This window comes from Erythrobacter sp., from assembly GCF_039988855.1.
Lineage (GTDB): Bacteria > Pseudomonadota > Alphaproteobacteria > Sphingomonadales > Sphingomonadaceae > Erythrobacter.
Map to the genome: position 1 here is coordinate 160,484 of NZ_JBDXIY010000006.1, position 23,103 is coordinate 183,586.

Annotated in this window: 26 protein-coding genes; 17 read left to right on the forward strand and 9 right to left on the reverse strand. The window is 59.3% G+C overall.

Annotated elements, in window-relative coordinates; genetic code table 11:
- Positions 1–12: 12 nt before the first annotated feature.
- The gene (locus tag ABJ205_RS02505; RefSeq protein WP_348509985.1) at positions 13–384 is read right to left on the reverse strand and encodes a hypothetical protein; all 372 of its coding nucleotides are present in this window, start codon (positions 382–384) and stop codon (positions 13–15) included.
- A gap of 153 nt (positions 385–537) precedes the next feature.
- Positions 538–825, reverse strand: coding sequence for a hypothetical protein (locus ABJ205_RS02510; RefSeq protein WP_063505470.1), 288 nt, complete (start codon positions 823–825; stop codon positions 538–540).
- 207 nt (positions 826–1,032) lie between these two features.
- On the opposite strand from ABJ205_RS02510, the gene ABJ205_RS02515 reads away from it, so the two are divergent.
- The 14 genes from ABJ205_RS02515 to ABJ205_RS02580 all read left to right on the forward strand — a co-directional run bounded on the left by ABJ205_RS02515 (position 1,033) and on the right by ABJ205_RS02580 (position 11,850).
- Positions 1,033–1,446, forward strand: a complete 414-nt coding sequence (locus ABJ205_RS02515; protein WP_348035588.1) for a hypothetical protein — start codon at positions 1,033–1,035, stop codon at positions 1,444–1,446.
- A 214-nt stretch (positions 1,447–1,660) separates the two neighbouring features.
- Entirely contained in the window at positions 1,661–2,317 is a 657-nt protein-coding gene (locus ABJ205_RS02520; RefSeq protein WP_348499758.1) for a DUF2231 domain-containing protein, read from the forward strand.
- A gap of 32 nt (positions 2,318–2,349) precedes the next feature.
- On the forward strand, positions 2,350–2,733 hold the full coding sequence (locus tag ABJ205_RS02525; RefSeq protein ID WP_348509986.1) for a hypothetical protein: 384 nt from the start codon (positions 2,350–2,352) through the stop codon (positions 2,731–2,733).
- A gap of 1,054 nt (positions 2,734–3,787) precedes the next feature.
- Entirely contained in the window at positions 3,788–4,198 is a 411-nt protein-coding gene (locus ABJ205_RS02530; protein WP_341858720.1) for a single-stranded DNA-binding protein, read from the forward strand.
- Positions 4,199–4,509: 311 nt separating this feature from the next.
- Complete coding sequence (locus ABJ205_RS02535; protein ID WP_348035593.1) at positions 4,510–4,728, forward strand: hypothetical protein; 219 nt, start codon at positions 4,510–4,512, stop codon at positions 4,726–4,728.
- Positions 4,729–5,217: 489 nt separating this feature from the next.
- Positions 5,218–5,490 (forward strand): helix-turn-helix domain-containing protein, encoded by a 273-nt coding sequence (locus ABJ205_RS02540; protein ID WP_341858718.1) that lies wholly within the window; start codon positions 5,218–5,220, stop codon positions 5,488–5,490.
- 11 nt (positions 5,491–5,501) lie between these two features.
- Positions 5,502–6,383, forward strand: coding sequence for a replication initiator protein A (locus ABJ205_RS02545; RefSeq protein WP_348035595.1), 882 nt, complete (start codon positions 5,502–5,504; stop codon positions 6,381–6,383).
- Complete coding sequence (locus ABJ205_RS02550) at positions 6,383–7,066, forward strand: DUF2840 domain-containing protein (RefSeq protein WP_348035639.1); 684 nt, start codon at positions 6,383–6,385, stop codon at positions 7,064–7,066. Before ABJ205_RS02545 ends, ABJ205_RS02550 begins: the two co-directional genes overlap by 1 nt.
- Positions 7,036–7,644: a S26 family signal peptidase gene (locus ABJ205_RS02555; protein WP_348509987.1), complete on the forward strand. Its 609-nt coding sequence runs from the start codon at positions 7,036–7,038 to the stop codon at positions 7,642–7,644. Before ABJ205_RS02550 ends, ABJ205_RS02555 begins: the two co-directional genes overlap by 31 nt.
- The gene (locus ABJ205_RS02560) at positions 7,641–7,973 is read left to right on the forward strand and encodes a DUF736 domain-containing protein (RefSeq protein ID WP_320181096.1); all 333 of its coding nucleotides are present in this window, start codon (positions 7,641–7,643) and stop codon (positions 7,971–7,973) included. The genes ABJ205_RS02555 and ABJ205_RS02560 overlap by 4 nt, the downstream gene beginning before the upstream one ends.
- Positions 7,974–7,976: 3 nt before the next feature.
- Positions 7,977–8,657, forward strand: coding sequence for a lytic transglycosylase domain-containing protein (locus tag ABJ205_RS02565; RefSeq protein WP_348035600.1), 681 nt, complete (start codon positions 7,977–7,979; stop codon positions 8,655–8,657).
- A 240-nt stretch (positions 8,658–8,897) separates the two neighbouring features.
- Positions 8,898–10,643 (forward strand): DUF3363 domain-containing protein, encoded by a 1,746-nt coding sequence (locus ABJ205_RS02570; protein ID WP_348035602.1) that lies wholly within the window; start codon positions 8,898–8,900, stop codon positions 10,641–10,643.
- A gap of 72 nt (positions 10,644–10,715) precedes the next feature.
- Positions 10,716–11,147, forward strand: coding sequence for an antitoxin Xre-like helix-turn-helix domain-containing protein (locus ABJ205_RS02575; protein ID WP_348035604.1), 432 nt, complete (start codon positions 10,716–10,718; stop codon positions 11,145–11,147).
- Entirely contained in the window at positions 11,134–11,850 is a 717-nt protein-coding gene (locus ABJ205_RS02580; RefSeq protein WP_348035606.1) for an RES family NAD+ phosphorylase, read from the forward strand. The genes ABJ205_RS02575 and ABJ205_RS02580 overlap by 14 nt, the downstream gene beginning before the upstream one ends.
- A gap of 62 nt (positions 11,851–11,912) precedes the next feature.
- Here the strand turns inward: ABJ205_RS02580 and arsB are convergent, their stop codons facing one another.
- From arsB to ABJ205_RS02600, 4 genes are read right to left on the reverse strand one after another with little or no spacing between them, the layout of a single operon-like run.
- Entirely contained in the window at positions 11,913–12,983 is a 1,071-nt protein-coding gene (arsB, locus tag ABJ205_RS02585; protein WP_348035608.1) for an ACR3 family arsenite efflux transporter, read from the reverse strand.
- The gene (locus tag ABJ205_RS02590) at positions 12,980–13,480 is read right to left on the reverse strand and encodes an arsenate reductase ArsC (protein ID WP_348035641.1); all 501 of its coding nucleotides are present in this window, start codon (positions 13,478–13,480) and stop codon (positions 12,980–12,982) included. The genes arsB and ABJ205_RS02590 overlap by 4 nt, the downstream gene beginning before the upstream one ends.
- A gap of 7 nt (positions 13,481–13,487) precedes the next feature.
- On the reverse strand, positions 13,488–13,958 hold the full coding sequence (locus ABJ205_RS02595) for an ArsI/CadI family heavy metal resistance metalloenzyme (protein WP_348035610.1): 471 nt from the start codon (positions 13,956–13,958) through the stop codon (positions 13,488–13,490).
- On the reverse strand, positions 13,958–14,296 hold the full coding sequence (locus tag ABJ205_RS02600; protein ID WP_348035612.1) for a metalloregulator ArsR/SmtB family transcription factor: 339 nt from the start codon (positions 14,294–14,296) through the stop codon (positions 13,958–13,960). The genes ABJ205_RS02595 and ABJ205_RS02600 overlap by 1 nt, the downstream gene beginning before the upstream one ends.
- A 250-nt stretch (positions 14,297–14,546) precedes the next feature.
- Here ABJ205_RS02600 and ABJ205_RS02605 point away from each other — a divergent pair, with 250 nt between their 5' ends.
- The 3 genes from ABJ205_RS02605 (at position 14,547) to ABJ205_RS02615 (ending at position 18,069) form a co-directional block, all read left to right on the forward strand.
- Positions 14,547–16,538: a conjugal transfer protein TraG gene (locus ABJ205_RS02605; RefSeq protein WP_348035614.1), complete on the forward strand. Its 1,992-nt coding sequence runs from the start codon at positions 14,547–14,549 to the stop codon at positions 16,536–16,538.
- Positions 16,535–16,975 carry a CopG family transcriptional regulator gene (locus tag ABJ205_RS02610; RefSeq protein WP_348035616.1) on the forward strand — a complete coding sequence of 147 codons (441 nt, stop codon included), beginning with the start codon at positions 16,535–16,537 and terminating at the stop codon, positions 16,973–16,975. Before ABJ205_RS02605 ends, ABJ205_RS02610 begins: the two co-directional genes overlap by 4 nt.
- Before the next feature lie 173 nt (positions 16,976–17,148).
- A complete protein-coding gene (locus tag ABJ205_RS02615) occupies positions 17,149–18,069 on the forward strand; it encodes a HEPN domain-containing protein (RefSeq protein ID WP_348035618.1) in 921 nt (306 codons plus the stop codon).
- Between the two features lie 223 nt (positions 18,070–18,292).
- Here the strand turns inward: ABJ205_RS02615 and ABJ205_RS02620 are convergent, their stop codons facing one another.
- Genes ABJ205_RS02620 through ABJ205_RS02630 form a run of 3 tightly spaced genes read right to left on the reverse strand, consistent with a single transcriptional unit; the run spans position 18,293 to position 23,097 of the window.
- Positions 18,293–21,349 carry a hypothetical protein gene (locus tag ABJ205_RS02620; protein WP_348035620.1) on the reverse strand — a complete coding sequence of 1,019 codons (3,057 nt, stop codon included), beginning with the start codon at positions 21,347–21,349 and terminating at the stop codon, positions 18,293–18,295.
- Positions 21,336–22,514 (reverse strand): ATP-binding protein, encoded by a 1,179-nt coding sequence (locus ABJ205_RS02625; RefSeq protein WP_348035622.1) that lies wholly within the window; start codon positions 22,512–22,514, stop codon positions 21,336–21,338. Before ABJ205_RS02625 ends, ABJ205_RS02620 begins: the two co-directional genes overlap by 14 nt.
- 10 nt (positions 22,515–22,524) lie before the next feature.
- Positions 22,525–23,097, reverse strand: coding sequence for a hypothetical protein (locus ABJ205_RS02630; protein WP_348035624.1), 573 nt, complete (start codon positions 23,095–23,097; stop codon positions 22,525–22,527).
- Between the last annotated feature and the right edge of the window lie 6 nt (positions 23,098–23,103).

The following is a 23,103-nucleotide window of genomic DNA, read 5'->3' on the forward strand; positions in this document are numbered from 1 at the left end:
ACTGCTTTCAGTTCAGTTGCGCTCGGTTTGAGCAAACCGAACCAGAAGGATGGTTAGCAGAGGCACGATCGTCCACATCGCGATCGGGATCAGCGCCATGCCGGTCAATGGATCATGGGGCATCAGATCGCTATAGCGCCAGCTCAGCAGGCTGTCTGACGGTAGCGACGTCGCCATGATTTCGACAGCGATTGCAATGACAAGGCCGAAACCGAAGTAAATTGCATAAGATATCCTGGCGCCTCGGCGAAACCAGGCGCGCCCGCCCTTGATGGCTGCGAGCGAGTAGGCTGCGAGCAGGATAAGTCCATCGCCCAAGCTCGCAATGCCGCAGCGAATGGTCTGTTCATAGGGTTCGAGATTGCCCGGAACGAAAAACGGCATCTGGTAGATTTCCCAGACGAACGCGATCAAGCTGCCGCAAATATAGACTAGCCAGTGGGTTCTGGTCACCTTGCCAGGACACCGCAGATATGTGCATCACAAAGCCGCGCCTGGCCTGCATTTTCGGTCCTCAATCGCGTCTGCATTGCCAGATTACTCAGCCTCTCCATCATCCGCGTTGTCGGCAAGCCGAGCAGCGCGGTCAAGAAATTTGCGCATGTCGTTCGCTGCCAGTTCGGTGAGGGGGTGCCTGCTCGCATCGGGACGGGGCTCAATCATGTCCGCGCGCTTTCTGATCTGTTCAATCTGCTCACTGCTCGCTCCGGACAGCAGGCCAAGAACGATGTTTTCGAGCGTTATGAGACGAATGCGCATCTGCACCAGCTCGGCGTGATCCGGTTCCGGGACTTCCCAGCTGCCGTCTTCGTTGACCGCGCTCATTGCGGCATTCCCGGCGTCTTTTCCGATGTCATGACGTTACCTCTCTTTTTTCTCCCGGCTTATGCCGGAAACGTGGCTGAAAATCAGTAATGCTGCAACCGGCTCGGCTGTTGGCCTGCCCTTCGCCGCCACCATATTTTGCGTGATTGTTTGAGGGGAAGCGACGTTCGCTGCGTAAAGGAGATGAATGCACAAGGCATCCACCACATGACCAAAGAAGGGAATTCGACGATGAAACGCACAGCCCTAGCCCTCTTGCTCGCCACTGGCCTGACAGCCTCCCCGGTAATGGCACAGCAGCAGCATGACCATGCAAATCAAGCTGCAGCACAGCAGCAGGATCACAGTGGCCATATGATGCAGGACTCCGAGGCCATGACAGCCCATCGTGAGAAGATGGCTGAAATGCGCGCGCTGATGCAGCAGGCCCGCGCCGCGAGCGATCCTGCCGAACGCCAAAGGCTGATGGCCGAGCACCGCGAAAAGATGCAGGAACACATGGCGGGCATGATGCAGGGGGGCGACGCCGATATGATGGCGGCCTGTCACCAGCGCATGACGATGATGCACGATATGATGGGGCAGATGGCTGCCCAGCAGGACATGGCGCAGCGCGATTAGGAACCGGCGCCCCGGGTGGGTGTGCTAACGCTCCCCGGGGTCCGCTCGCTGCAATGGGTCGCAATTTGGCCAAACATTGCATTGCCCAGCACGTGAAATTCGAATGCATCCCGCGCTAGTGCACCCTCAAGAAACTGTTCTGAGAGATGAGAGCTCCAGATGCGTAACATTCTGTAGGACAGCGGTAAGCCGCCATGAAAGGGCACTCGTCAGTATGAAGCCAATCCAGCTGTTGGCGCTTGTTTGCGCAAGTCTTCTTTGGGTCAGCCCGGTCCACGCGCATGGCGACGAAGCGCATGACGGGGCCGAGAGCGCAGCTGCGCCTGCGACAACCAGTCCAGTGAACAATTCCGGTGAAGCCCAGGAATTATCGAACGGAGCTTCGGGTGACGCTCATGCTTCCGGCGGGCACGACGAAGCATCGGGAGAGACCGCCAATGTGAACGAGGAGGGCTTCGTTGGTGTGCTCAAGAGATTGCATCCCGCCACGATACATTTCCCGATTGCCCTGTTTCTGATGGCCGCGCTGGCCGAGCTCTTCGTCGGTAAGCGTAGAGAAGCCGGCTTGGAGCCCGCCGTACGCGTGCTCATTTACGGCGGTGCGGGCGGCGCCGTCATCGCGGCCATATTCGGGTGGATACATACCGGCCTGTGGTTTGGCGGGGATACGGCAATGCAGCTCCATCGCTGGAACGGCATGCTCATTGCCGTTCTGGGTGTTGTACTCGCCGCGCTCGCGCACCGCCGCCCGGAAAGCCGGACGATGCTGCGCATTGCGCTTGCTTCGATGGCTGTGCTCATTCTCGCCCAAGGGTTCCTCGGAGGCGAACTGGCGCATGGCCAGAACCATCTCGGCATTTCCTGGCTGTAGAGGATAGTATGATGCGTAAAAGCAAATCGAAGATGACAGCCACCGGTCTCGTTCCAGCCGTGGCTGCCCTGTTTTTCCTCGCCGGGTGTGACGAAGCGCAGGTTTCGGCGCCTGACGCGCAGGCGCCAATGGGCATAGGAGCTGCGCCATCGGCTGCCACAGCTTCCCTCGATGTTGAGGGTCCGAAAAATTCCTCGGATGCTAACCGCGAGACGCAGTCAGTGACCGCAGGAACTTCCCCTGAGAGCATGGGCGAGGCCTCAACCAGGCCGCGCTCCGGCAACTCGCGCGCGGCACCAGTGACGCCAATTTTACCGGCAGATGCCAGCGCGGTCACGCCGACAGCCGAGCCCGCCGACCCGCATGCAGGTCACGATATGCGGACGATGCCGGATCACGACATGAAAGACATGTGACGCGAGCGGGAAAGAACATCGAGCGTCTTTTACATCGCTCACCGAACAGGCGGTCCCGACGTCCCCCCGGAGCCCTGCGGGTCGCAGGTGCAATTGGGCCGCTTTGAAACCCCGCGTATGACACGCTCATGCGCGGGGTTTCTTCTGCGCAAGGCAATTTTCAGGAGAGCCGCGACCTGAAATGAATAATGTGTCGTGCAAGTGCCATCCCTGTCCCGAACAGGCGACCGGAACAGTGCTATCGGCGCTGTGATACTAACGGTTCTGTAGACGCTGGGCCTCTGCCCGATACGATGATTGACTGCTGCGTCGCCGCTTCAATTTGGAGAATTCCATATGGTGATCGAGAAGAAGGATAGAGACCTTTTGCGATGGGAAGAAGAAGGCGGCGCGCTGCCCTGTGGACCGCAAGAAGCTGTGGGAGCTGCATGTGACAAACGCGATAGTTCCGAACGCTCTGATGCAAGCAACGTAACGCCTGATAGCGCAGAAATGAAAAAAGCTAGCCTGTCACGATGAATCCCGGCGATCTCCTTTTACGCTAATTCCTTACAACTGATATGTCGTCGGATAGCCCCGAGACGATGGCCTCGGGTATCGAGCGCTGCCGGGTCGATTTCGGCTTTGAGCAAGACCGGGTGAAGCGCTTCGCTTGGTGGGGGTTGCCTCATAGGCTTGGGTCTGCCTCTGACCTTGAGCCGTGTTGGAATCTCCTGTTGATTGCGCCGCTGCCCGCGATTTCATGGACCTTCTTGCTGCAAGCGGAGGCACCGCGGCCTGCGAATAAAGCGTTGGACCATGGCGCTGCCTTCATGCCCACTCCGAACCCAGTCCGGCTTTTCATGCGAACCTGTCTGAACCAGGTCAGCTGAGCCCGGCAACCCGTTTTCTTTCCGGCCGTGTTGCCCGCTGCGCGGGCTGCCCGCACCACCCGGCGTAAACGGGTTTCCCTTGGCGCTGCGCGCCTGCGGTGCAGTCCTCCCATGCCCTGTTTCTCATCGACGTTCGCAAGCCGGAAATGCTTTCCGGGTTGAGAGCTGAAGGAGAATTTATCATGACCAATATCGTTATCCTCACCGGCCGCATTGCCCGCGATCCCGAAACACGGGAAACCAAGAGCGGGACCAGCGTCACCGGGATCACCGTCGTCACCGATCGCCCCGCTCGCGACAAGGACGGCAAGACCTACAAGGATGAAAACGGCTACACCGCCAAGGACAGCGAATTTCACCGCGTGACCTGCTTCAACGGCCTCGCCAAGACGGTCGGCCAGTATTGCTCGAAAGGCCAGCTGGTGTCGGTACAGGGCCGCCTGCACTACACCCAGTGGGACGATCAGGACGGCGTGAAGCGCTACGGCTGCGAGATTCTCGCCGACAAGGTCGACTTTCTCTCGCGCGGCAATAGTCAGAGCGGTGAATCTGGCGGCGAAAGTGATAATCGCGACGCTCCGGAAATCGACTGATCTGTCCCAACTGATCTCTCTCCCGAAGGGGTCCTGTCCTCACCGGACAGGGCCCCTTCTTGTGTTATTCAGAAGCGTAAGGGCGGGGAGGGGCTGACCCACGGAAATCTGATTGTGACGGGCCTGCAGCCACTGCATCAAGGACGGCGGGGCCCCACCATTTTGCCTCCTTTCGCTGCGCTGCAGTCCGACAAAATCGTTTCCCCCAACGCCACTTCGTGGTCGCCCGTGCGGGCGATCCTGTGACCCGGCACCTGCACGTCCGTCCGCCGGTCCTCCTGCCGTTTCAAGGCAGACATCAGGAGGATATCATGGCTACACTCACTCAATCTGTATCGAGTTCGGACAGCTATTTCGCAGCTCTGGCTGTTGCTGAACGGCGTGCATTGCACAGCTTCTTTGACCAGCACGTCGTCGAGGATGACGATCTCGGTCACTTCGCCTTCGATGAGGGCGACTACAATGCGCTGCCGGCGCATCTGGCAAGCCGCATAGTGCATACTGTGCCCGGTGCGATGCTCGAGTTCTGACGCGCGAATGGGCAGGAGCCTTCTCCGGTTCCTGCCTTTTTGCGTGTCCGCATGCAGGAGGGATGGCTGCGAAATGCGGAGCGGGGCTGGGGACGCGCTCTGTCCCGCGCTGCCTTCGGCACCGCTCCTGAGGGCGCGGCGTTTTCGTTTTGGGCCCCGCGCGCACTGCGAACCGGCAGCGGGTCGGACCGGCGCGAAGCTGGCGGGACCGACAAGTCCCGGTCCCTTGCTCCGCACGCGATCCTTTGCCACCGTCTTGTTCGCGGTGCGGAATTTTTGCTTGGCATCGCTCATGATCGGGTGGGCGATGGACTTTCGTGCGTCCGCACGGCCAGCGACCCATATTTGGGGGCAGGGCAGCAAGGTACGGGCGACAATTGTTCTCGCGTAGTTCTGTCGCTCCTCCATGGGAACAATTGCCCGCCATCACTCTCTGCAACAAGCGGCAGCTCGCCGCACCATCCATCCCATGTGTTGCGGAGATTACCCATGACCGCCGTTCCAGAACCAGTTCGCCCCCATTTTCTGCGAACGCCCGATGCTGCCGTTCATCTGGGCCTATCGCCGCGTACACTCGAGAAACACCGCTGCTACGGGACCGGTCCCGTCTACCACAAGCTCGGCGGGCGGATCGTCTACCGGCGCGAAGATCTCGATGCCTGGGCCGAACAAGGGGTGCGCCGCTCGACCAGCGATCCGGGCAAGGGCGTGGTCCATCCGGCCAAAAGGATTGACGGCTACACCGGCCCGGTTCGGCGCTGAGGGCCTGTTCCATGGCGTCCCGCACGACCTTTGCCAGCGCAGCACAGCAGCTCGATCTGTTCGTCGGAACCAGCGCAGCCATCGCGGCGCGCGATGCGCAGGACCTGATGGCATGGCCCTTTTTCAGCCTCGCCAAATCGAAGCGGGTGAAGCCCATCGACTTTCGTATGGGCGACATCTCAATTCTTGTCGAGGCAACTGCCGAACATGGCATGGCGACCATATGGGACGCCGATGTGCTGATCTGGGTGGCCAGCCAGATCGTCGAGGCGCGCGATGCCGGAAAGCCGACGTCGCGGCTCATTGCCGCCACGCCGCATGAAATTCTCGCCTTCACCCGCCGCGGTACCGGTAAGGCCGCCTATGAGCGATTGAAAGCCGCGCTCGACAGGCTGCAATCAACCAGCATCGCGACATCGATCCGCCAGCTGGGCGCACGCCGTCGCCACCGCTTTTCCTGGATCAACGAATGGCGCGAATGCCTCGATGGCAATGGCCGCGCGCTCGGCATTGAGATGATCGTGCCGGACTGGCTCTATGAAGCGGTAATCGACCGCGCGCTCGTACTCACGATCGACCCGGCCTATTTCACGCTGACCGGGGGCCTGGAGCGCTGGCTATACCGGATCGTGCGCAAGCATGGCGGCAAACAAAAGGGCGGATGGAGCTTCGACATTGCCCATCTTCACCTCAAATCTGGTGCGCTTTCACCGCTCAAACGGTTCGCTTTCGAGATGCGCGCAATCGTCCGGCGCCAACCGCTCCCGGGCTACACCCTCTCGCTCGACCACCAGCTGGGCCGCGAGCGGCTCAGCTTCGTGGCAATTCCTGTCGATCCCTTCGATGTCGCCCGTCGGCGGATCCGCATGCCCCCTGTGGACAAGTCGGTGTGATGTTCGGACTATCAGGAACCCCCGCACACGGACTATCAGGAACCGCAAGTTCGGACTATCGGGAACCGAAACGCTGCGCAAACCCGCAGAAATGCTGGCCTTGCGAGCCCCTTAACTATCCTAACAAGGAATCTTATCGATTCCTGCTAACGTCGCCGCGCCTGTGCACGACCGACCGACCGGCCCCGCCGCGCAGCGGCGCCGGGCGTTGTGACGGCGATCCGCCGCTGACCCATGTCACTCTGGTGTGGCAGGAAGGCCTGCGCGAAGACTGGCTCCGTTTCGGCAAGCCGGTTGGTCAGCGCATCATCGATCGCCGGACACGGGTTGAAAGCTATACGCCGGGGCAGCTCTTCGCTTTGGTGCGCTGGGCGTCCAACGAGTATGGCACCATTCGTTCGGCTCTCGCCATTGCGCGCGCAGTCGCAGCGGGCGACACCTATTCCACTCTGACGCAAGTCGATCCGGGCGCAGAGATATTACTCTCGGTCCGGGGCTGGCCGAAAGTGCGCCGGGTTTTTGGCCTGATCGATGCAATCGAGGCGGGCGGCACCGATCCATGTGATGTCGCGCCCGACCACTGGCGGCATATGCACAACCGCCTTGCAGCTGGAATGCAGCCGCGCGCCTATCATCCAGACCGGCACGGCGTATGGCTGCGCTACCGGAATCTTCGGCCATGAAGCGCCGCACTCTCATTATCGCGGGCACAGTCTGTGCCGCCGCACTGCTGAGCGCCGCGTTGCCCCTCGCGCGCATTCTCATCTGGAATGCGACCGCCAGTGTACCGACCGGGCTGTATCATATCCGCGGCAAGGCGGGTCTGCAGGTTGGCGAGCGCGTGGCGATCGATCCGCCGCCTCGGCTGCGCGATTACCTTGCGACACGCGGCTATCTGCCGACAGGCATTCCGCTGCTGAAGGAAGTTGCGGCGCGTCCCGGCGACACTGTCTGCAGGCAGGGTCTGGCTATCACCATCAATGGTGCACGCGCCGGTGTGGCGCGCTCGGCAGACAGCATCGGGCGCGCTCTGCCGGTCTGGCAAGGCTGCCGGACCATCGCAGCAGGCGAGATATTCGTCATGAACCGGCGCGCGTCAGGCAGCTTCGACGGTCGCTATTTCGGACCCATCGCGCGCGATCACTTGCTTGGCCGGGCCAGCCCCGTCTGGACCGACGAGCACGGTGATGGCGCGCATATCTGGTTCGCGCAGCCAAGCAATATTGCAACCTCAATCAACAACCAAGGAGACGATCAATGACATATATCGGCACATTCGCAGCGACCCGCGATGGCTTCGAGGGGCATTTGCAGACGCTTACGCTCGATGCCCGGCTCACCCTCGTTCCTGCGGAACCATCCGAAACCGAAAATGCGCCGGACTACCGGATCATGGTGGGTGACAACGACGCCGTCTACGAAGTTGGTGCGGGCTGGAAGCGCGTTGGCGACAAGGCCGGGGACTATATCGCGGTGGTAATCGACGATCCGGCGTTCGCCCGGCCGATACGCGCCAATCTGTTCGCATCCGATGACGGCTCTCATGTACTGACGTGGTCGCGCCCTGCGCGGCGCGCCAGCAAGGCTTGAACCGTGCGCCTCGGTATCGCGCTAACCGCGGCTCTGGCTGCAATGGCACTTGCCTATCCGCTGCACGCGAGCGGGCAATCGCGCGCAGCGCAAACGCACGCGGCTTCGATCGATATTGCAGCGCATGTGCGCGAGGCCTCGCAGCGCTTCGGCATTCCCGAGCACTGGATCTATGCCGTGATCCGCGTTGAAAGTGCGGGCCGGACGCGCGCAGTGTCGTCGGCAGGCGCGATGGGATTGATGCAGCTCATGCCCGGCACCTGGGCGCGCCAGCGCGGCCGGTACTCGCTCGGAAGCGATCCTTTCGAGCCGCGTGACAATATCCTCGCGGGCACATCGTACTTGCGAGAAATGTATGACCGCTACGGTGCAGCTGGCTTTCTTGCAGCCTATAATGCGGGACCGGGACGCTACGAGGCCTGGCTTGCCGGACGGCGCTCGCTTCCCCTCGAAACCCGCCGTTATGTCGCCCGTATCGCGCCTCTGCTGCAGCGCAAGCGCATCTTTGTCGCGGCGGGTTCGCACTCTGCGGGCGCTCCGGGCGCGTCCGATGCACCTGGTTCCGCTTCGGATTATGCGCCTGGCGATCCGGGTCTCCCGGAGGCCTTGGGCAACGCCTTTGCTCGCCCGCAACGGCCCGCGCATGATCTTTTCGCTCCCGTCTCCGCGGTCGCCGACCAATGACAGCCAGGCCCGCATCCCTGCGTTCTGCGTTGCCCGCTAGCGAAGATTTTCGGACGAGTTGCGGGCTGGTAAGAAAAGGTAAGAAGGGATGGCAAGATAAAAGCAGCGCCGTCGACCGGGCTGCATGTGGTTGGTTTTCTTGGCCAATTTGCGCCGTCTGGACGACTACAGTGCCGTCGCTACTGCTGATTTTCTGTGTTTTTTCAAAGGCGAAGGCGCCATCGCCTCTTGTTGCGCGGCATGGCTGACGATGATTTCAATATCGAGCCCGGGCGTTCGCGCGACAGCGGCGCTCGCTCCTACAGAAAGGCCAAGACGCTGCTCGGCCGGGTAGCTCAGGTCTCTCACAAGGCTGGATACACACGGTTCAAGGCAAGCGGCGCAGGCGGTCGCGGCACGGGACATTTTGGACGCGGTAAGCTCGCTGCCCTGGGGCGCAGCAGAGGCGCATTTGGGCGGCGTGTCCTGATCAAGGCCCGCGTTGTTCGCCAATGGCAATCCCAGACCAGGTCCGCGCCGCTCGCGCGTCATATCAACTATATTCAGCGCGAGGGAGCGACGCGCGACGGATCGCAGGGCCGGATGTTCGATGCCACGTCCGACGAGGCCGATGGGGATAGCTTTGCCGAGCGCTGCGAGGACGACCGGCACCACTTCCGCTTCATCGTCTCTCCTGAGGATGCCAACGAGATGGGCGACCTGCGCGCCTTCACGCGTGAATTTATGACCGACATGGCCAACGATCTCGACACCAGCCTTGACTGGGTGGCCGTCGATCACTGGAACACCGACAATCCGCATATCCATGTGCTGGTTCGCGGCGTCGCAACAGGCGGCGAGGACCTTGTGATCGACCGCGCCTATATCAGCGAGGGGATGCGCGCCCGCGCCGAGGAACGCGTGACCATCGAGCTGGGACCGCGCAGCGAGCGTGATATCCACAATGCTCTGGCGCGCGAGGTTGACGCTGAACGCTGGACTAGCCTCGATCGCCGCCTGCACAAGCAACGCGGCGCGTTTGGCGAGATCGACCTGCGGCCCGAAGCCGGTTCGGGCGCACCTAGGGATCGCTCGATCTTGATTGGTCGCGCCAAGGTGCTCGAACGCATGGGACTGGCTGAGCAGGTGGGACCAGCAAGCTGGACGCTGGCCTCCGATATCGAGCCCACGCTTCGGGCACTTGGAGAACGCGGCGACATCATCAAAACTATGCACCGGGCCATGACCGGCAAAGGCTTGGATGCTGACCCGGCGCGGCTGGCTTTGCATGAGGATGCGAACGGCGAGCGTGTGATTGGCAGGCTCGTCGAGCGCGGGCTGCATGACGAGCTGATTGGCAAGGCCTACGCCATCGTCGATGGGACCGACGGGCGCATTCATCATCTGCGTTTTCCCGACCTCGAGCGGACAGGTGATGCCGCGCCGGGTGCCGTAGTGGAAACGAGCGCATGGACCGATCGGAAAGGCCGGCGACAGATGAGCCTGCTTGTTCGCTCCGACTTCACTCTCGAAAGACAGATCGCTGCAGACGGTGCCACCTGGCTTGATCGGCAACTCGTATCGCCTCGCCTCAAGACCGTGGCAGGCGGGTTCGGGTCGGAACTGCGCGAGGCGTTGGGTGAACGGGCCGATGTCCTGTTGGAGCAAGGTCTAGCCAAGCGTCAGGGGCAAAAGATCGTCTATGCTCGCAATCTGCTTGGCACTCTGCGCGAACGGGACCTGGCCGCGGCGAGCGATGCGCTCGCCTCGCGTCACGGAAGCACCATGCAGAGCGCGACTACCGGGGACCATGTCGCAGGCGTCTATCGGGAACGCGTGACGCTCGCTTCGGGCCGGTATGCGATGATCGACAATGGTGTAGGTTTCCAGCTTGTTCCCTGGCGACAGGATCTGGAGCGTCATCTGGGCCAGACGGTCACTGGCAGGGTCAACGAGCGCGGCGGTGTCGACTGGAGCTTCACCCGGTCGCGGGGACCTTCTGTCTGACGAGGCTGTGCAGACAAAACCGCCCTTGACAAAACACCATGTGATGCGTAGATAAGCGTCAGGAGATGCGATATGGCAAGTATAGCATTAGAACGGGCCGAAGCACCGCGAGGCGTTCAGACCTTTGCGGGCAGTGATGATCGTGACCGTCTGACGGGCGCGGCGGTCAAAGCCGTTCTGCGACTTGTCGACGCCTGGGGCGGCAGCAATGCCGAGGGCGCTGCGCTGCTCGGTGTCTCTGCAAGTACCTGGGACCGCATGAAGGCCGGAACTTGGGAAGGCGCACTTAGTCAGGACCAGTTGACGCGCGCTTCGGCGTTGATCGGCTTGTTCAAGGGGCTGCATCTGCTGTTTGCCGACGACATGGCCGATCGCTGGCCCAGGCTCGTCAATACGGCACCTGTGTTCGACCGGCTTTCGCCAGTCCAGGCAATGATCGAAGGCGGTATCCCGCGTATGCTCGAAACTCGCCAGTATATTGACGCGCTTCGTGGCGGGCTCTGAAAGCGATCCCGAACTGCCGCCGGTAGATCTGGCTATCAAACGAGAAGCGCTCGAGCGCACCATCCGGCTGGTTACGAGCGCGCGCCTGCGCGATGCGGTGATGGCGCCGCTCGCTGACGATGACGACGAGCTTGCGCTGCTTGCGGAGATCGAAGGGGCAACTAGCTCGCGCCTGATCGCCGAGGAGCGCGGCCATGGCGGCCTTAGCGCCGAAGAACTGGTGCACGGCGTGCCGCATGCCAAGTTCATCAATGCGAGTTTCGCTTACGCCAAACCACGCGAGCCAGGGCGATTTAATCCCGCAGATCGCGGGGCTTGGTACGCGGCCCTGGCAGTCGAAACCTGCCTCGCCGAGGTTGGCCATCACCTGACCCGGGCGTTGGCGGATGCAGGCGATTTCAATGCCGTGGTGGAATATGGCGAGATGATTGCAAGTATGTCCGGCATCTTTTTCGACCTGCGCGAAACGCCCGGCCACCCGTCGCTCGATCCGGAAAAAAGTAAGGGCTATCCCGTCGGTAACGCCCTGGCGGCGCAAGCCCGCGCCGAAGGTCATAACGGCATCATATACAGATCGGTACGTCACGAGGGCGGGACCTGTATTGCAGCGCTATGGCCGAATGTCGTCCAATCGGTTGTTCAGGGAGCGATGTATCGGCTGACCTGGTCCGGCGCCCCGGAATTTGCCTGGGAAACTGTGTAGGTTCTGAAGCTCTCGCTCAGCATGACAGGTTCTGGATGAAGTGCGGACTGCCGGGTATCGGCTTAATGTGCCGAAAAGGAGCCCCGCGTCCGGTTCGCAATTGCAACCAGAGATAGCATCACCGGAACTTCGACTAGCACCCCGACCACGGTCGCCAGCGCTGCGCCGCTACCTAATCCGAACAATCCAATGGCAACGGCGACGGCAAGTTCGAAAAAGTTGGATGTTCCTATCAGCGCGCAGGGTGCTGCGACCGCATGCGGAACCTTCCATGCTTTGGCCGCACCATAGGCTATGAAGAAAATGCCGTAGCTTTGGATGATGATCGGAACGGCAATAAGCGCGATCAGCAATGGGCGCGAGACGATAGTCTCGGCCTGGAATCCGAACAGCAACAGCACCGTCATCAGCAGGCCGATGATCGAGAGCGGCTTTATACTGGCGGTGAAGCCAGCCACCGCACTCTCGTCGCCATCGTGGGTGACCAGCAAGCGATGCCGGACAAATGCGCCCGCTGCGAGCGGCACCACCACATAAAGCCCAACCGAGAGCAACAGCGTCTCCCAGGGCACGGTAATATCCGTAACACCGAGCAACAGGGCTACGATGGGCGCAAATGCCACAATCATGATCAGATCGTTCGCCGCGACCTGCACGAGCGTGTAGGCGGGATCACCCTTGGTCAGTTGCGACCAGACGAATACCATTGCCGTGCAAGGAGCTGCGCCGAGAAGGATCAGGCCAGCGATATATTGCTGGGCATCCGCGGGTGCGATCAGGTCGGCGAACACGACTTCGAAAAACAGCACGCCAAGCGCCGCCATCGTGAAGGGCTTGATCAGCCAATTGACCACCAGCGTGATAATCAATCCTTTGGGCTTGTCGCCGACGTGGCGGATCGCTCCGAAATCGACCGAGACCATCATCGGGAAGATCATCGCCCAGATCAGCACTGCGACGACAAGATTGACTGAGGCGTATTCGATGGAAGCGAGCGCGGCGAAGGCGCTTGGCACCATATTGCCGATTGCAATGCCGGCAAGGATAGTAGCGCCAACCCACACGGAGAGCCATTTTTCGAACAGACCGAGCCCCGCTGCGCGGGTGTCGATTTCCGCAGTCGCCGTTGTCATTGCTGGTCTGCCTCGCGGCCGATCGTTTGCAGTTTGCTGCGCAAAGTTAGCTGTTCGAGGCCCGGCATAGGAAGCGCCAGCATCAGATCGATCCGCCGTTTGAGCATGCGGTAGGCGTCGAGAAAGGCGGCGGCCTTTTCCGCGTCACTGCCCTCGACAGCAGCCGGATCGGGGATGCCCCAATGCGCGGTTGTAGGGTGCCCGGGCCACACCGGGCATGTCTTCTCCGCCGCATCATCGCAGACGGTGAAGATCAGATCGAACTGAGGCCCATTGGCAAATTCGTTCCAGCTTTTCGAGCGGTATCCCTGCGCCGGGTAGTCGAGCGTTTCGAGCGTACGAATGGCCCACGGATTCACAGTACCCGTTGGATTGCTCCCGGCACTGTAGGCCTTGAAGCGGCCTTTGCCGTCGTGGTTGAGGATCGCCTCGCCCAGGATCGAGCGGGCTGAGTTTCCCGTGCACAGAAACAGCGCATTGAGCGGTTTATAAGCCATCGGAGCCTCAGCAGCACGCTTTGCTGGCGGGCGGCGCTGTCCGAGCACAACAGGCACGGGGTGCCGCATTCTTCGCGGCAAGCTGATCAAGTTCTGGGTTCGTGCCGTAGGTCGTGCTTTCGCCTTCGGTCAGAAAGGCTTCCCACATCACACCATCGGGATCGGCGATCCAGCTCTTCTCGGATTGCGCATAACAGCAGGTTGTCGCGCCTTCTTCCATTACAGGTCGATCAGCCGCTGTGAGTCGGTCGTAGACTTCGCTCAACTCCGTCTTGCCCTCAACCTGAAAGCCGACATGCTCGATGCCTTTGACGGCGTCCTCGCGCATCGAGATCGCGAAATTGACACGCGGATCATCAAGCATCCACTTGGCGTAATCGTCTTTCACCACCGAGGGCTTCGCACCAAAGAGCCCGGAATAAAAAGTGATGGATTTTTCAAGGTTGGTCACGCCGACATGCACATGGAACCGTTTCATCAGGCACTCCTTTTCTGCGGTTCGGAAAGAGGAACTTGATCCTCGGAACAGGACACGCCGCCGCAGCAGTTTTCGGTTAAGTAGCCCATTAGGCCGTTCATCGCGGCGTAGTCCGCTGTATAGATGATCGAACGACTTTCGCGCCGCTGTGTAACCAGCCCGGCATTGGCCAGCTGGGACAGGTGGAAGCTCATCGACGAAGGCGGAACGTCGATTTTCTCGGCCAGAATACCGGCAGCAACTCCCTCCTCTCCAGCCTGAACAAGGAGGCGAAAGGCAGCAAGCCGATGCTCCTGCGCCAAGGCGGACAGGGCGCGGATGACGCGGTCAGCTTGCATCTCAGACTCCATTGTTTCTATAAATATCGAAATATGGAAGTATGATGTCCGGGTCAACCCTCCAATGTCGGCTTTTCAGAGTATAATCGTGACCGAGTAATTCCTTAGGCTGGGTCGTCAGCAGGCGGGCTCCTGCAGGTGCCGCGACCTTGTCTTCCGCTTCTTTCGCTACGCCAGGAGCCGATTTCATCAGATCAAACTTGATATTCTGGCTGAGTGACGCGCTGCTATCGTCTGAAAGGAGCCGGACATGTCGGCAACCAGGATACTCTGGGGACAGATAGTCGCAGTATTTCTCATTACTCTCGCTGGAATATGGGCGGCAACCCAATGGACTGCTGCAACGCTCGGCTACCAGCAAGAGCTCGGGCCAGCATGGTTTTCCGCGTTTGGTCACCCGGTCTATCCGCCATATTCGATCTTCTGGTGGTGGTTCAGCTACGAGGCCTACGCTCCGCGAATATTCGAAACCGGCGGGATGATCGCCGCATCGGGCGGTTTGATTGCGGTGGTTTTGGCAATCGCCATGTCGGTCTGGCGTGCCCGCGAGGCGCGGACCAGCGCAACCTATGGCTCCGCGCGCTGGGCAACCCGCTCCGAGATCGCCCGCGAAGGGCTACTCGGCGGCAAAGGCGCAGTAATCGGCCGCCATGCCAATCTCTATTTGCGGCATGACGGACCCGAGCATGTGCTGTGTTTCGCCCCGACCCGCAGCGGCAAGGGTGTGGGGCTCGTTGTCCCGACGCTGCTGACCTGGCCGCATTCGGCCATTGTTCACGACATCAAAGGCGAAAACTGGGATCTCACCGCAGGCTTTCGTTCGCGTTTCAGCCGCGTGCTGCTGTTCGATCCGACCAATGAAGCCTCCGCGCCGTACAATCCGCTGATGGAGGTGCGGCGGGGAATTAACGAAGTGCGCGACGTCCAGAACATCGCCGACGTCCTGGTCGATCCCGAAGGCTCGCTCGAGCGGCGCAACCATTGGGAAAAGACCAGCCATGCCTTGCTGGTCGGAGCGATCCTCCATGTCCTCTATGCTGAGCCCGACAAGACGCTGGCCGGAGTGGCGTCGTTCCTGTCCGACCCGAAGCGCTCGATCGAGACGACCCTTGCCGCAATGATGGCAACGCAGCATCTGGGAGAGGAAGGCGTCCATCCGGTTGTGGCGAGCGCTGCACGCGAACTGCTCAACAAGTCGGAAAACGAGCGATCGGGCGTGCTCTCGACTGCCATGTCTTTCCTTGGCCTCTACCGCGATCCGGTGATTGCCAAAGTCACGCGGCAATGCGACTGGCGGATCGCCGATCTCGTCGATCCGGCGCGCCCCGTCACACTCTATCTTGTCGTACCCCCGTCCGACATCAGCCGGACCAAGCCGCTTATCCGGCTCATTCTCAACCAGCTGGGCCGCCGCCTGACCGAAGATCTGGCCGAAGGCGGACAGCGCCAGCGCCTTCTGCTGATGCTTGACGAGTTCCCGGCGCTCGGCCGTCTCGACTTTTTCGAAAGCGCGCTTGCCTTCATGGCAGGCTATGGCATCAAGGCATTCCTGATCGCGCAATCGCTCAACCAGATTGAGAAGGCTTACGGTCAGAACAACGCGATCCTCGACAATTGTCATGTCCGGGTCTGTTTTGCGACCAATGACGAACGGACCGCAAAGCGCATTTCTGAATCGCTTGGCACCGCTACCGAACTGCGCGCGATGAAGAATTACGCCGGACACCGGCTCTCGCCATGGCTTGGCCATCTGATGGTCTCGCGCAGCGAAACCGCCCGGGCCTTGCTCACCCAGGGCGAAATCATGCAGTTGCCCGATACCGACGAGATTGTGATGCTCGCAGGCGCGCATCCGATCCGGGCGAAGAAGGCGCGCTATTATGCCGATCCCAGACTGGCGAAACGGGTGGAGCCGCCGCCGGTGGCCGAACAATCGCCCAGTCAGACCGACACCGGAGATTGGGAAGGGGTGATTGCGCGCGCACCCAAGCAACCGCTTGTCGCGTCGGATCCCGCCGAGCCGGAAGATCGCGACGCGGTTGCCGATGGCGGTGTCCGGCGCGAGCCCGAACTACCCCAGCACGAGGATATAGCGCCCGCTCCACCGCCACCGCGCAATGAATTCGAGTTCGACGACCGGCGCGACGACGAAGAGGCGGGTAGAAACCGTCGGATCGCCGACCAGATGCGCGCCAATGCACAGCGGGCGGCGCTCGACCCCGACGACGGGATCGAATTGTGAGCAAGGGCAACCGCATCAAGCACACGTTCCGCCTGCCGCCCGCTCTCTCGCGGCAACTGGCCGACTTTGCCGGACGCAAGCGGGTATCGCAGGCTTCGGTGGTGGAAGCCGCGATTGCTTCTTTCCTATCGCCTGATGGGTCGGAGAGACTCGAGGCGGCATTCAGCCGGCGCCTCGACCGGATTTCGCGGCAGATCGACAAGCTCGACTATCACGTCGAGGTCGGAAATGAGGCGTTTGCTCTTTACCTGAGACGCTGGCTCGAGGTCACGCCTTCGCTCGGTGACGGTGCCTCTGCGGCCGCACGCGCCGACGCCGAGAAACGGTTCAATCACCTCGTCGAGGCGCTGGCCCGCAGAATGGAAACGGGAATACACCTGTCCGACGAGCTCATTCGTCTGGAGCCAGCACATGATGAAGTGGAAAATGGCCGATAATCCATTTGGAGTGCGCTTCGATGCCTTCACGGCCACATCGCGCGTGAGGACGCGCAGACCTCAGGTAAATGTTTCGGTTGGGTGAGAGGAGAGGTGCGCTCTGGAGCAGGGTGAAATGCCGCCGCGCCAGTCTATAGGTGCAACTATTCCAACTGCTTGCTAGAGGTTGTGTAATGCGCAACGAACTCGATCATCTGCCACCGCAAAAGCAGCGCGAGCTTGAGCGCGTGGTGCAGCTGATCTTCGAAGAATTCGACGACGCCTTCGCGCTGGCCAAGCATGACTGGAAGAAGGCCGGGCGCATTCTGAAGGTCATTCTCTACGGCAGCTATGCCCGGGGCACATGGGTCGATGAACCCCATACTGCCAAGGGCTACCAGTCTGATTATGATCTGCTGGTGATCGTGAATGACAAGCGCCTGGTTGATCGGGTGAAATACTGGTCGAAGCTCGATGACCGGCTGATGCGAGAATACGGCGTCACCAAAACACTGAACACGCCGGTCAACTTCATCGTTCACACACTTCAGGAGGTGAACGACGGTCTGGCCCATGGCCGCTACTTCTTCATGGATGTCGCGAAAGATGGGGTGGCGCTCTACCAGTCCGACGATACTGAACTGCATACACCCAAGCCCAAGACGCCGGACCAAGCGCTCTGCATGGCGCAGGAGTATTTCGACGAGTGGTTTCCGACCGCGATGCAGCGATACGAGCTATCAAAGGTAGGTCGAGAGCGAAGGTTTCTAAAACCGGCAGCTTTCGACATGCATCAGTCCGCCGAATTCCTTTATCACTGCATTCTATTAGTCTGCACTTTTTACACGCCGCATGTGCACAATCTCGGCTTCTTGCGGACTCAGGCCGAGCGGATCGACCCTCGATTGACGTATGTCTGGCCGCGCGACACCAAGCGTGATCGTGCCCGCTTCGAGAAGCTCAAGGAAGCTTACGTCAAGGCCCGCTATTCAAAGCACTACCGCATAACAAAGGAAGAGCTCGAATGGCTTGGTGAGCAGGTCGAAGAGCTCGGTAGAGTGGTGCACGAGATATGTTCTGAGCGGCTGGAGACTTTGCGAAGCGAGGTTTTATGAGGTTGCGCCCGCGATCAGTGTGGAAGGAGCAATTCGCACAGAATTTTTTCGTCCGCTTTGCACTCTAAATTCGGACATAGAAAATGAAATTGTCTTTGCCTGAAAGCAGACACGAGCGCTGGGTGATCGGTTGCCGGGAAACGGAGGGCTATCCGATTTACGCGCTACATGTGATCTTCAACCCCAAAGTGACGAATCTGAGATGCAGACTTGAATGTGTCGCTCATTCTTCGAACTGTTTGAGGTGCGATGCTTGTGCAATTGAGCTCGCTGGAAATTGTGCGCGCAACTCGCGCGCAACTCGGCCTAAGGCATCTGATCGGTCGAGCGTTCGCTCAACCAGATATGCTCCAACATCGCGTTCTGCTTTCTTGCCTCTCAATGCGTTGGACCAGCTCAATCTAGCTTTATCCGGATCGATTGAGCCGAGCATTCGTTCAAAGCTACCATTGGCAACCTGCCAATGAATTCTGAGGAACAGTAAGGCATCGTTATAGAAGCTCGGGCTTTGCCTTGTGAGGACATGACCGCATTTTTCTTCGTGTGGCTTGAGAAGTGAATCTACCAGGTCTGAGCGATGATCCGCGAATTTCGCCAATACGGCGGGGCCGAGCCTCCAATCGAAATGTTCAAAGTAGCACAAAGCGATCTCTCCACCGGACTCAACATGTCGAAACGCTTGTTCAGGTGCGATTATAGCCAAGGTCGTCGGCATCGAAACAATCGTTCCGAGATTTCTCTCGATGAGATTGGCCGCAGCCTTCCGCCCTGCATCCATAGAGTAGGTCTGTCCAAGGAGCCTCACCCACTCTCCTTTGCCAGTTCGCCAGTCATCGCCGATAGTTTCGTCAATCAAGTCCCAATCGAGAGCCGCGACCGTTGCTTCAAAACGCGATTTCGAAGTGTTCCGCAAGAAGTGCAAGAGCCGCGTGGCGGATTGAAAATCACGCTTGCTGGATTTGGATAGCTTACTAGCCAGATCTTTGGGATTCCAGATTGCACAAAGTTTACGCCCCACGACCCGCATGCGTTTCGTTGGACCATCCTTTCCTTTGTAGATTTCAAGCGGATCGAAGAGCTTGAGGGAGTGCCAGACAATCTCGTCAAGTTCGTGAAAAGTTCTTTGCGGGTTTGCGCGCATGCGATCCTTAATCGCGGGCAACAAATCTTCGATCAGATCCAAGCCAAATTCTTCCTCCATGCTCACAAAGTGCCGACAGTATTCCGCAGCGCTCGAAATGTAGGCGTCGTCAGGCCAATTGGATACAAGCACCTTGCACGCGTCACGGTCGATGGCACGAAGATAGGAACTCACCCATTTTTCATCTTGCCCAGCCCAAGCAAGAGACAACATGTTCGCGATATCCCCAGCGTGCACCGGATCAGCTGCGTTCATAGCGCGTGCAACTCGCTCAGCGCCCGCAATGTTCAGTATCTCCCGACCGGTTTCCTCGTCCTTCTGGTTAATCACGTTGAGTAGATGTCCGATTGCGTAGCCTGTTCGTTCTGGCGGGTCGGCAATCCAGTTAGCGATTACAGACTTGAAGTCGCAAATGACATCTTGCAGCCAGTCATTGGTATAAGTCTCGAATTCGTTGAGCAGATGGGCCCCTCCGCTCACTTCGGGCCCGGTTCGAGCGGAACGACATCTCTCGAAAAGTGGGTCCAGCCAGTTTGTTTTCACTAGCCTTGTCCATCTGCGGCCACGGCCAACACTACTAAGCTCGCGGAGCAGGAGAAATAGACCCAGCAGCGGCATTTCCGAATCTCTCAACACTGCTCGGAGCATTTTACCTATCGCCTGCCTGCCATCCTCACTTTGGCCTTCCAATATCCGGCCAAGGATGACGGTGGCGAAACGCTGATGCGGGCAGCGAAGGTCGTCGATGGAGATGAGGCTGCGTTCGCGCACGAGGCCAGCGACTTGTGCATCGAGAGCATCTGTATCCACGCCGGCTGAAGAGAGTAGACATTCCAAGTGCGATTTTTGGCATTGTGCGTCTCTTGACGCGATCTGTCTGATGGCCGTCGCGGCAAGCACCAGATCGTTGCCAGAGGAATGCGCCTTTTGAGCCGCCAACTTTGCACGCCGCCAACCCCCACCGAGAATAAAGCAGAATTGCCATGGGAAGTCTGCCTTTTCGGCAGCGCTGAGGCGATTATCTATGCTTTCATCGCCGATATCGTCTCCGACACGATCGTCCACTCGCATAACGACGCGAAGTGTCTCGTCGCGGTTTCGGCGTAATTCGCTCGCAATATGAGCAACCGCGCGTTTGGTATCGATGGGTATGGCGCCTGCCGAATGATCGGTATCATCGGCGGCAGTATGCGTTGACAGCAGCCATTTAGTCGATGTTGTTGCTTGCTCGGCCAACTGGATAGTTTCGTCGGAGAGCAGATGAGCGTCGTCGACGACATGCAGGGTTGGGATATCATCGGTAGTAAGGCACAATTCGTTACCGCTTGTCCCGAAGCAACGAACGACTCGCCAGCCCTTGTCGTGCATTCGTCTGGCCGTCTGCAGCGCACACACCGATTTGCCGGCGCCTGGGATGCCGACCAGACGTGCTGAATAGGCCCGTTCAATCTCTTCGTGCGCGAGTTTCGCTTCAGGTATCTCGGGGCATGCCTTGACGTCGGCTGCGCCCAACGGTCGTCCCATCAGTGCGGGGCCGAGATCGCGTTCGGATTCGAAATCGACCGATTGCCATTGAGAAGGACGAGACTGCTTGGTAGCCGTCTCCCGGATAGCCTCCTCTATCTTCGCGGGCAGCGATTCCAAGCGCCGAAGTATCTCAGGAATGCGCGTGCCAAGTTCAGGGTAGAACTCATCGATGATCTCTGGATGCTGCGCTAGGAGCGCTTGCACGCTCTCCCAGCCGAACACGTCCACTCGAAAAAGTCCGTGTTCAATACGGCGTTGCGATACCTCTCTTGCATGTTTCTGCAGCGCCGCATCATTTGGCGCAGTCGTTACAAAATACCATCTCGCAAGTTGCGGGCTGAATTTTTCGGCTTTTGCCAATTCCTCATCAAATTCGGCTGATGTCGCAAATGCTCCGTACCGGCCATCCTTGCCTTTGCACTGAACTCCATGAAACGTACCGGCCAGTTCTTCAGGTTGCCCGAAGACGTCAACACCATGTTGTGCTTGGCCGGTTCGTCCATTCTTTTGAGTCCCCTGGTCATTCCAAATGGCAGCGAACAAGGCGCGGCAAAGATCTTCGAACTTCGTCCAAACGGACGGCGGCGGAATTTGTAGGTCAAGAAAGTCCAAATTCTTTTACCCAGTTCCTGAGGTTTTCGCTTTCCTTTTCAAGGTCATCGATCATTCGGTTAATCGAAGCTCCACCGTCCATTGGCAAACGGCGGGTTTCGAGCTCACGGATGGCTTCGGCTATGTCCCGCAACCTTTCGACACGTTCTGTTCCGCCAAGAGCGACACCGGCTGATGCGAGCCGTGCAAGCGTATCGCCATATCCGGCTGCCTCTTCCAAAATTTCCTGAGTGCGCAAAAACCGCTCACGCTCAGTTGCCCTGCTGACAAGTCCCGCAAGTTGGCGCGAGATTTTCCCCACTTGCTCACGCTGATTGGCCTCTGTTTCCTCGCCGAAGATTTCGTGCGGTAGCCAACGCGGACGGATTGCGTCGATCGTTTCAAGAATTGTGTCGATTGCTCCGAAGAACGGTGCGCGCGATCGATTCATGGCTGTTCTTTCGTGAGCCATAATGTCGAAGGCCTCAGCTATTTCCCCAAGCGGTGCAGCCGTATCAATCAGCTCGTTCGGGGCACTGGCGGCGAGCTCTCGCGCTCTGCTCGCCAAATACCCGGCCGAAGAGCGCAACATGTCCGACCAAGGTTTCCCGCTTCTGATCCGCGCTTCCCGCGCGGTGACATCCGCATCGACAAGGAACTCTGCGAGTTCACCAAGAAAGCGAGCTTCAGCGGTTTCGCGTGAATCTTCGGTGCCCGCCTCGTACCAGGCGACTATGTGCGCGACGACTTCGTCTGGAGCCATCGGTCGCGCAGCCGTCATTTGCCTTAAATATGGTATATTGGCGGAGTAATAAACCGGCGCACTCCCCTCGGGCACCTCGATGGCCAACACCGCTTTGTCATCGACAACAGCATATTTTAGGGTAGGTGTGATGGATGGTTGCACTGCATTGGCGCACAGACCTTCAATTCGCTCGGTTAGCGTAGCCCGGGCGGCACGATCGGAATGATCGAGCCCTCTAATTGTCCCATCGTCTTCGATCCCGATAATGATCCGTCCCGCATTTGACGTTGCAAATCCCGCGATCTCTTTCGCTAAGTTGCTCACCTGCTGGGGTATGGTCGCCTTGAACTCGACCTCTTGCGTTTCGCCAATAGCCGCAATCATTGCTATCTCGCCTGAGAGGTCACTGTCTGCCCAGTCCGGAAGCTTTCGATCATTCATGCCGGGTTCCTCATTTCTCACAATCGATCTTGAGGAATCGGTCTGCAATATCGGTTCGGGAGACCGTGATCATATGCTCGACATTGGGGTCGAAGACGTGCCACCCTACGCGCCCGGTCTGGATATCCCAGACCGAAGTCGGATAATGTTCCGTTCTGGGGTAGCCACGAGCGCTCTTCACTTGGTGCTTGGCCAAAGGCATGCGCGCGACAGTCACTTCATGAAAAAGTGGTTCCAACACACGAAATCGGCGCGGCGCGCATTGCCGCAGCGTACGCAGCGTTTCGTAGAGCCCAAACAGCCAATAGACCGACAGCGCCGAACACTGCATTAGCAGCGCTCCTTGCTCAATCGTCGCCCGCGAGTATGGAGACGATTGAGCAAGCCTTTGCTCGAGCGCGAGGATGGGTGGCTCGGCGTGTCCGAGCATCTGAACATTGAGCTGGACCAATGAATCGGAATTGTCGAACCATCGTTGTGAGCAATCGACCCATAGTTGAGCGCGATTGGCATCGTCGAACATGAGCGGTTGGCGCTGGCTTTGTAAATTTGCAGAAGCGTCAGATGGAGTTTCGTTTGACATGTCAAT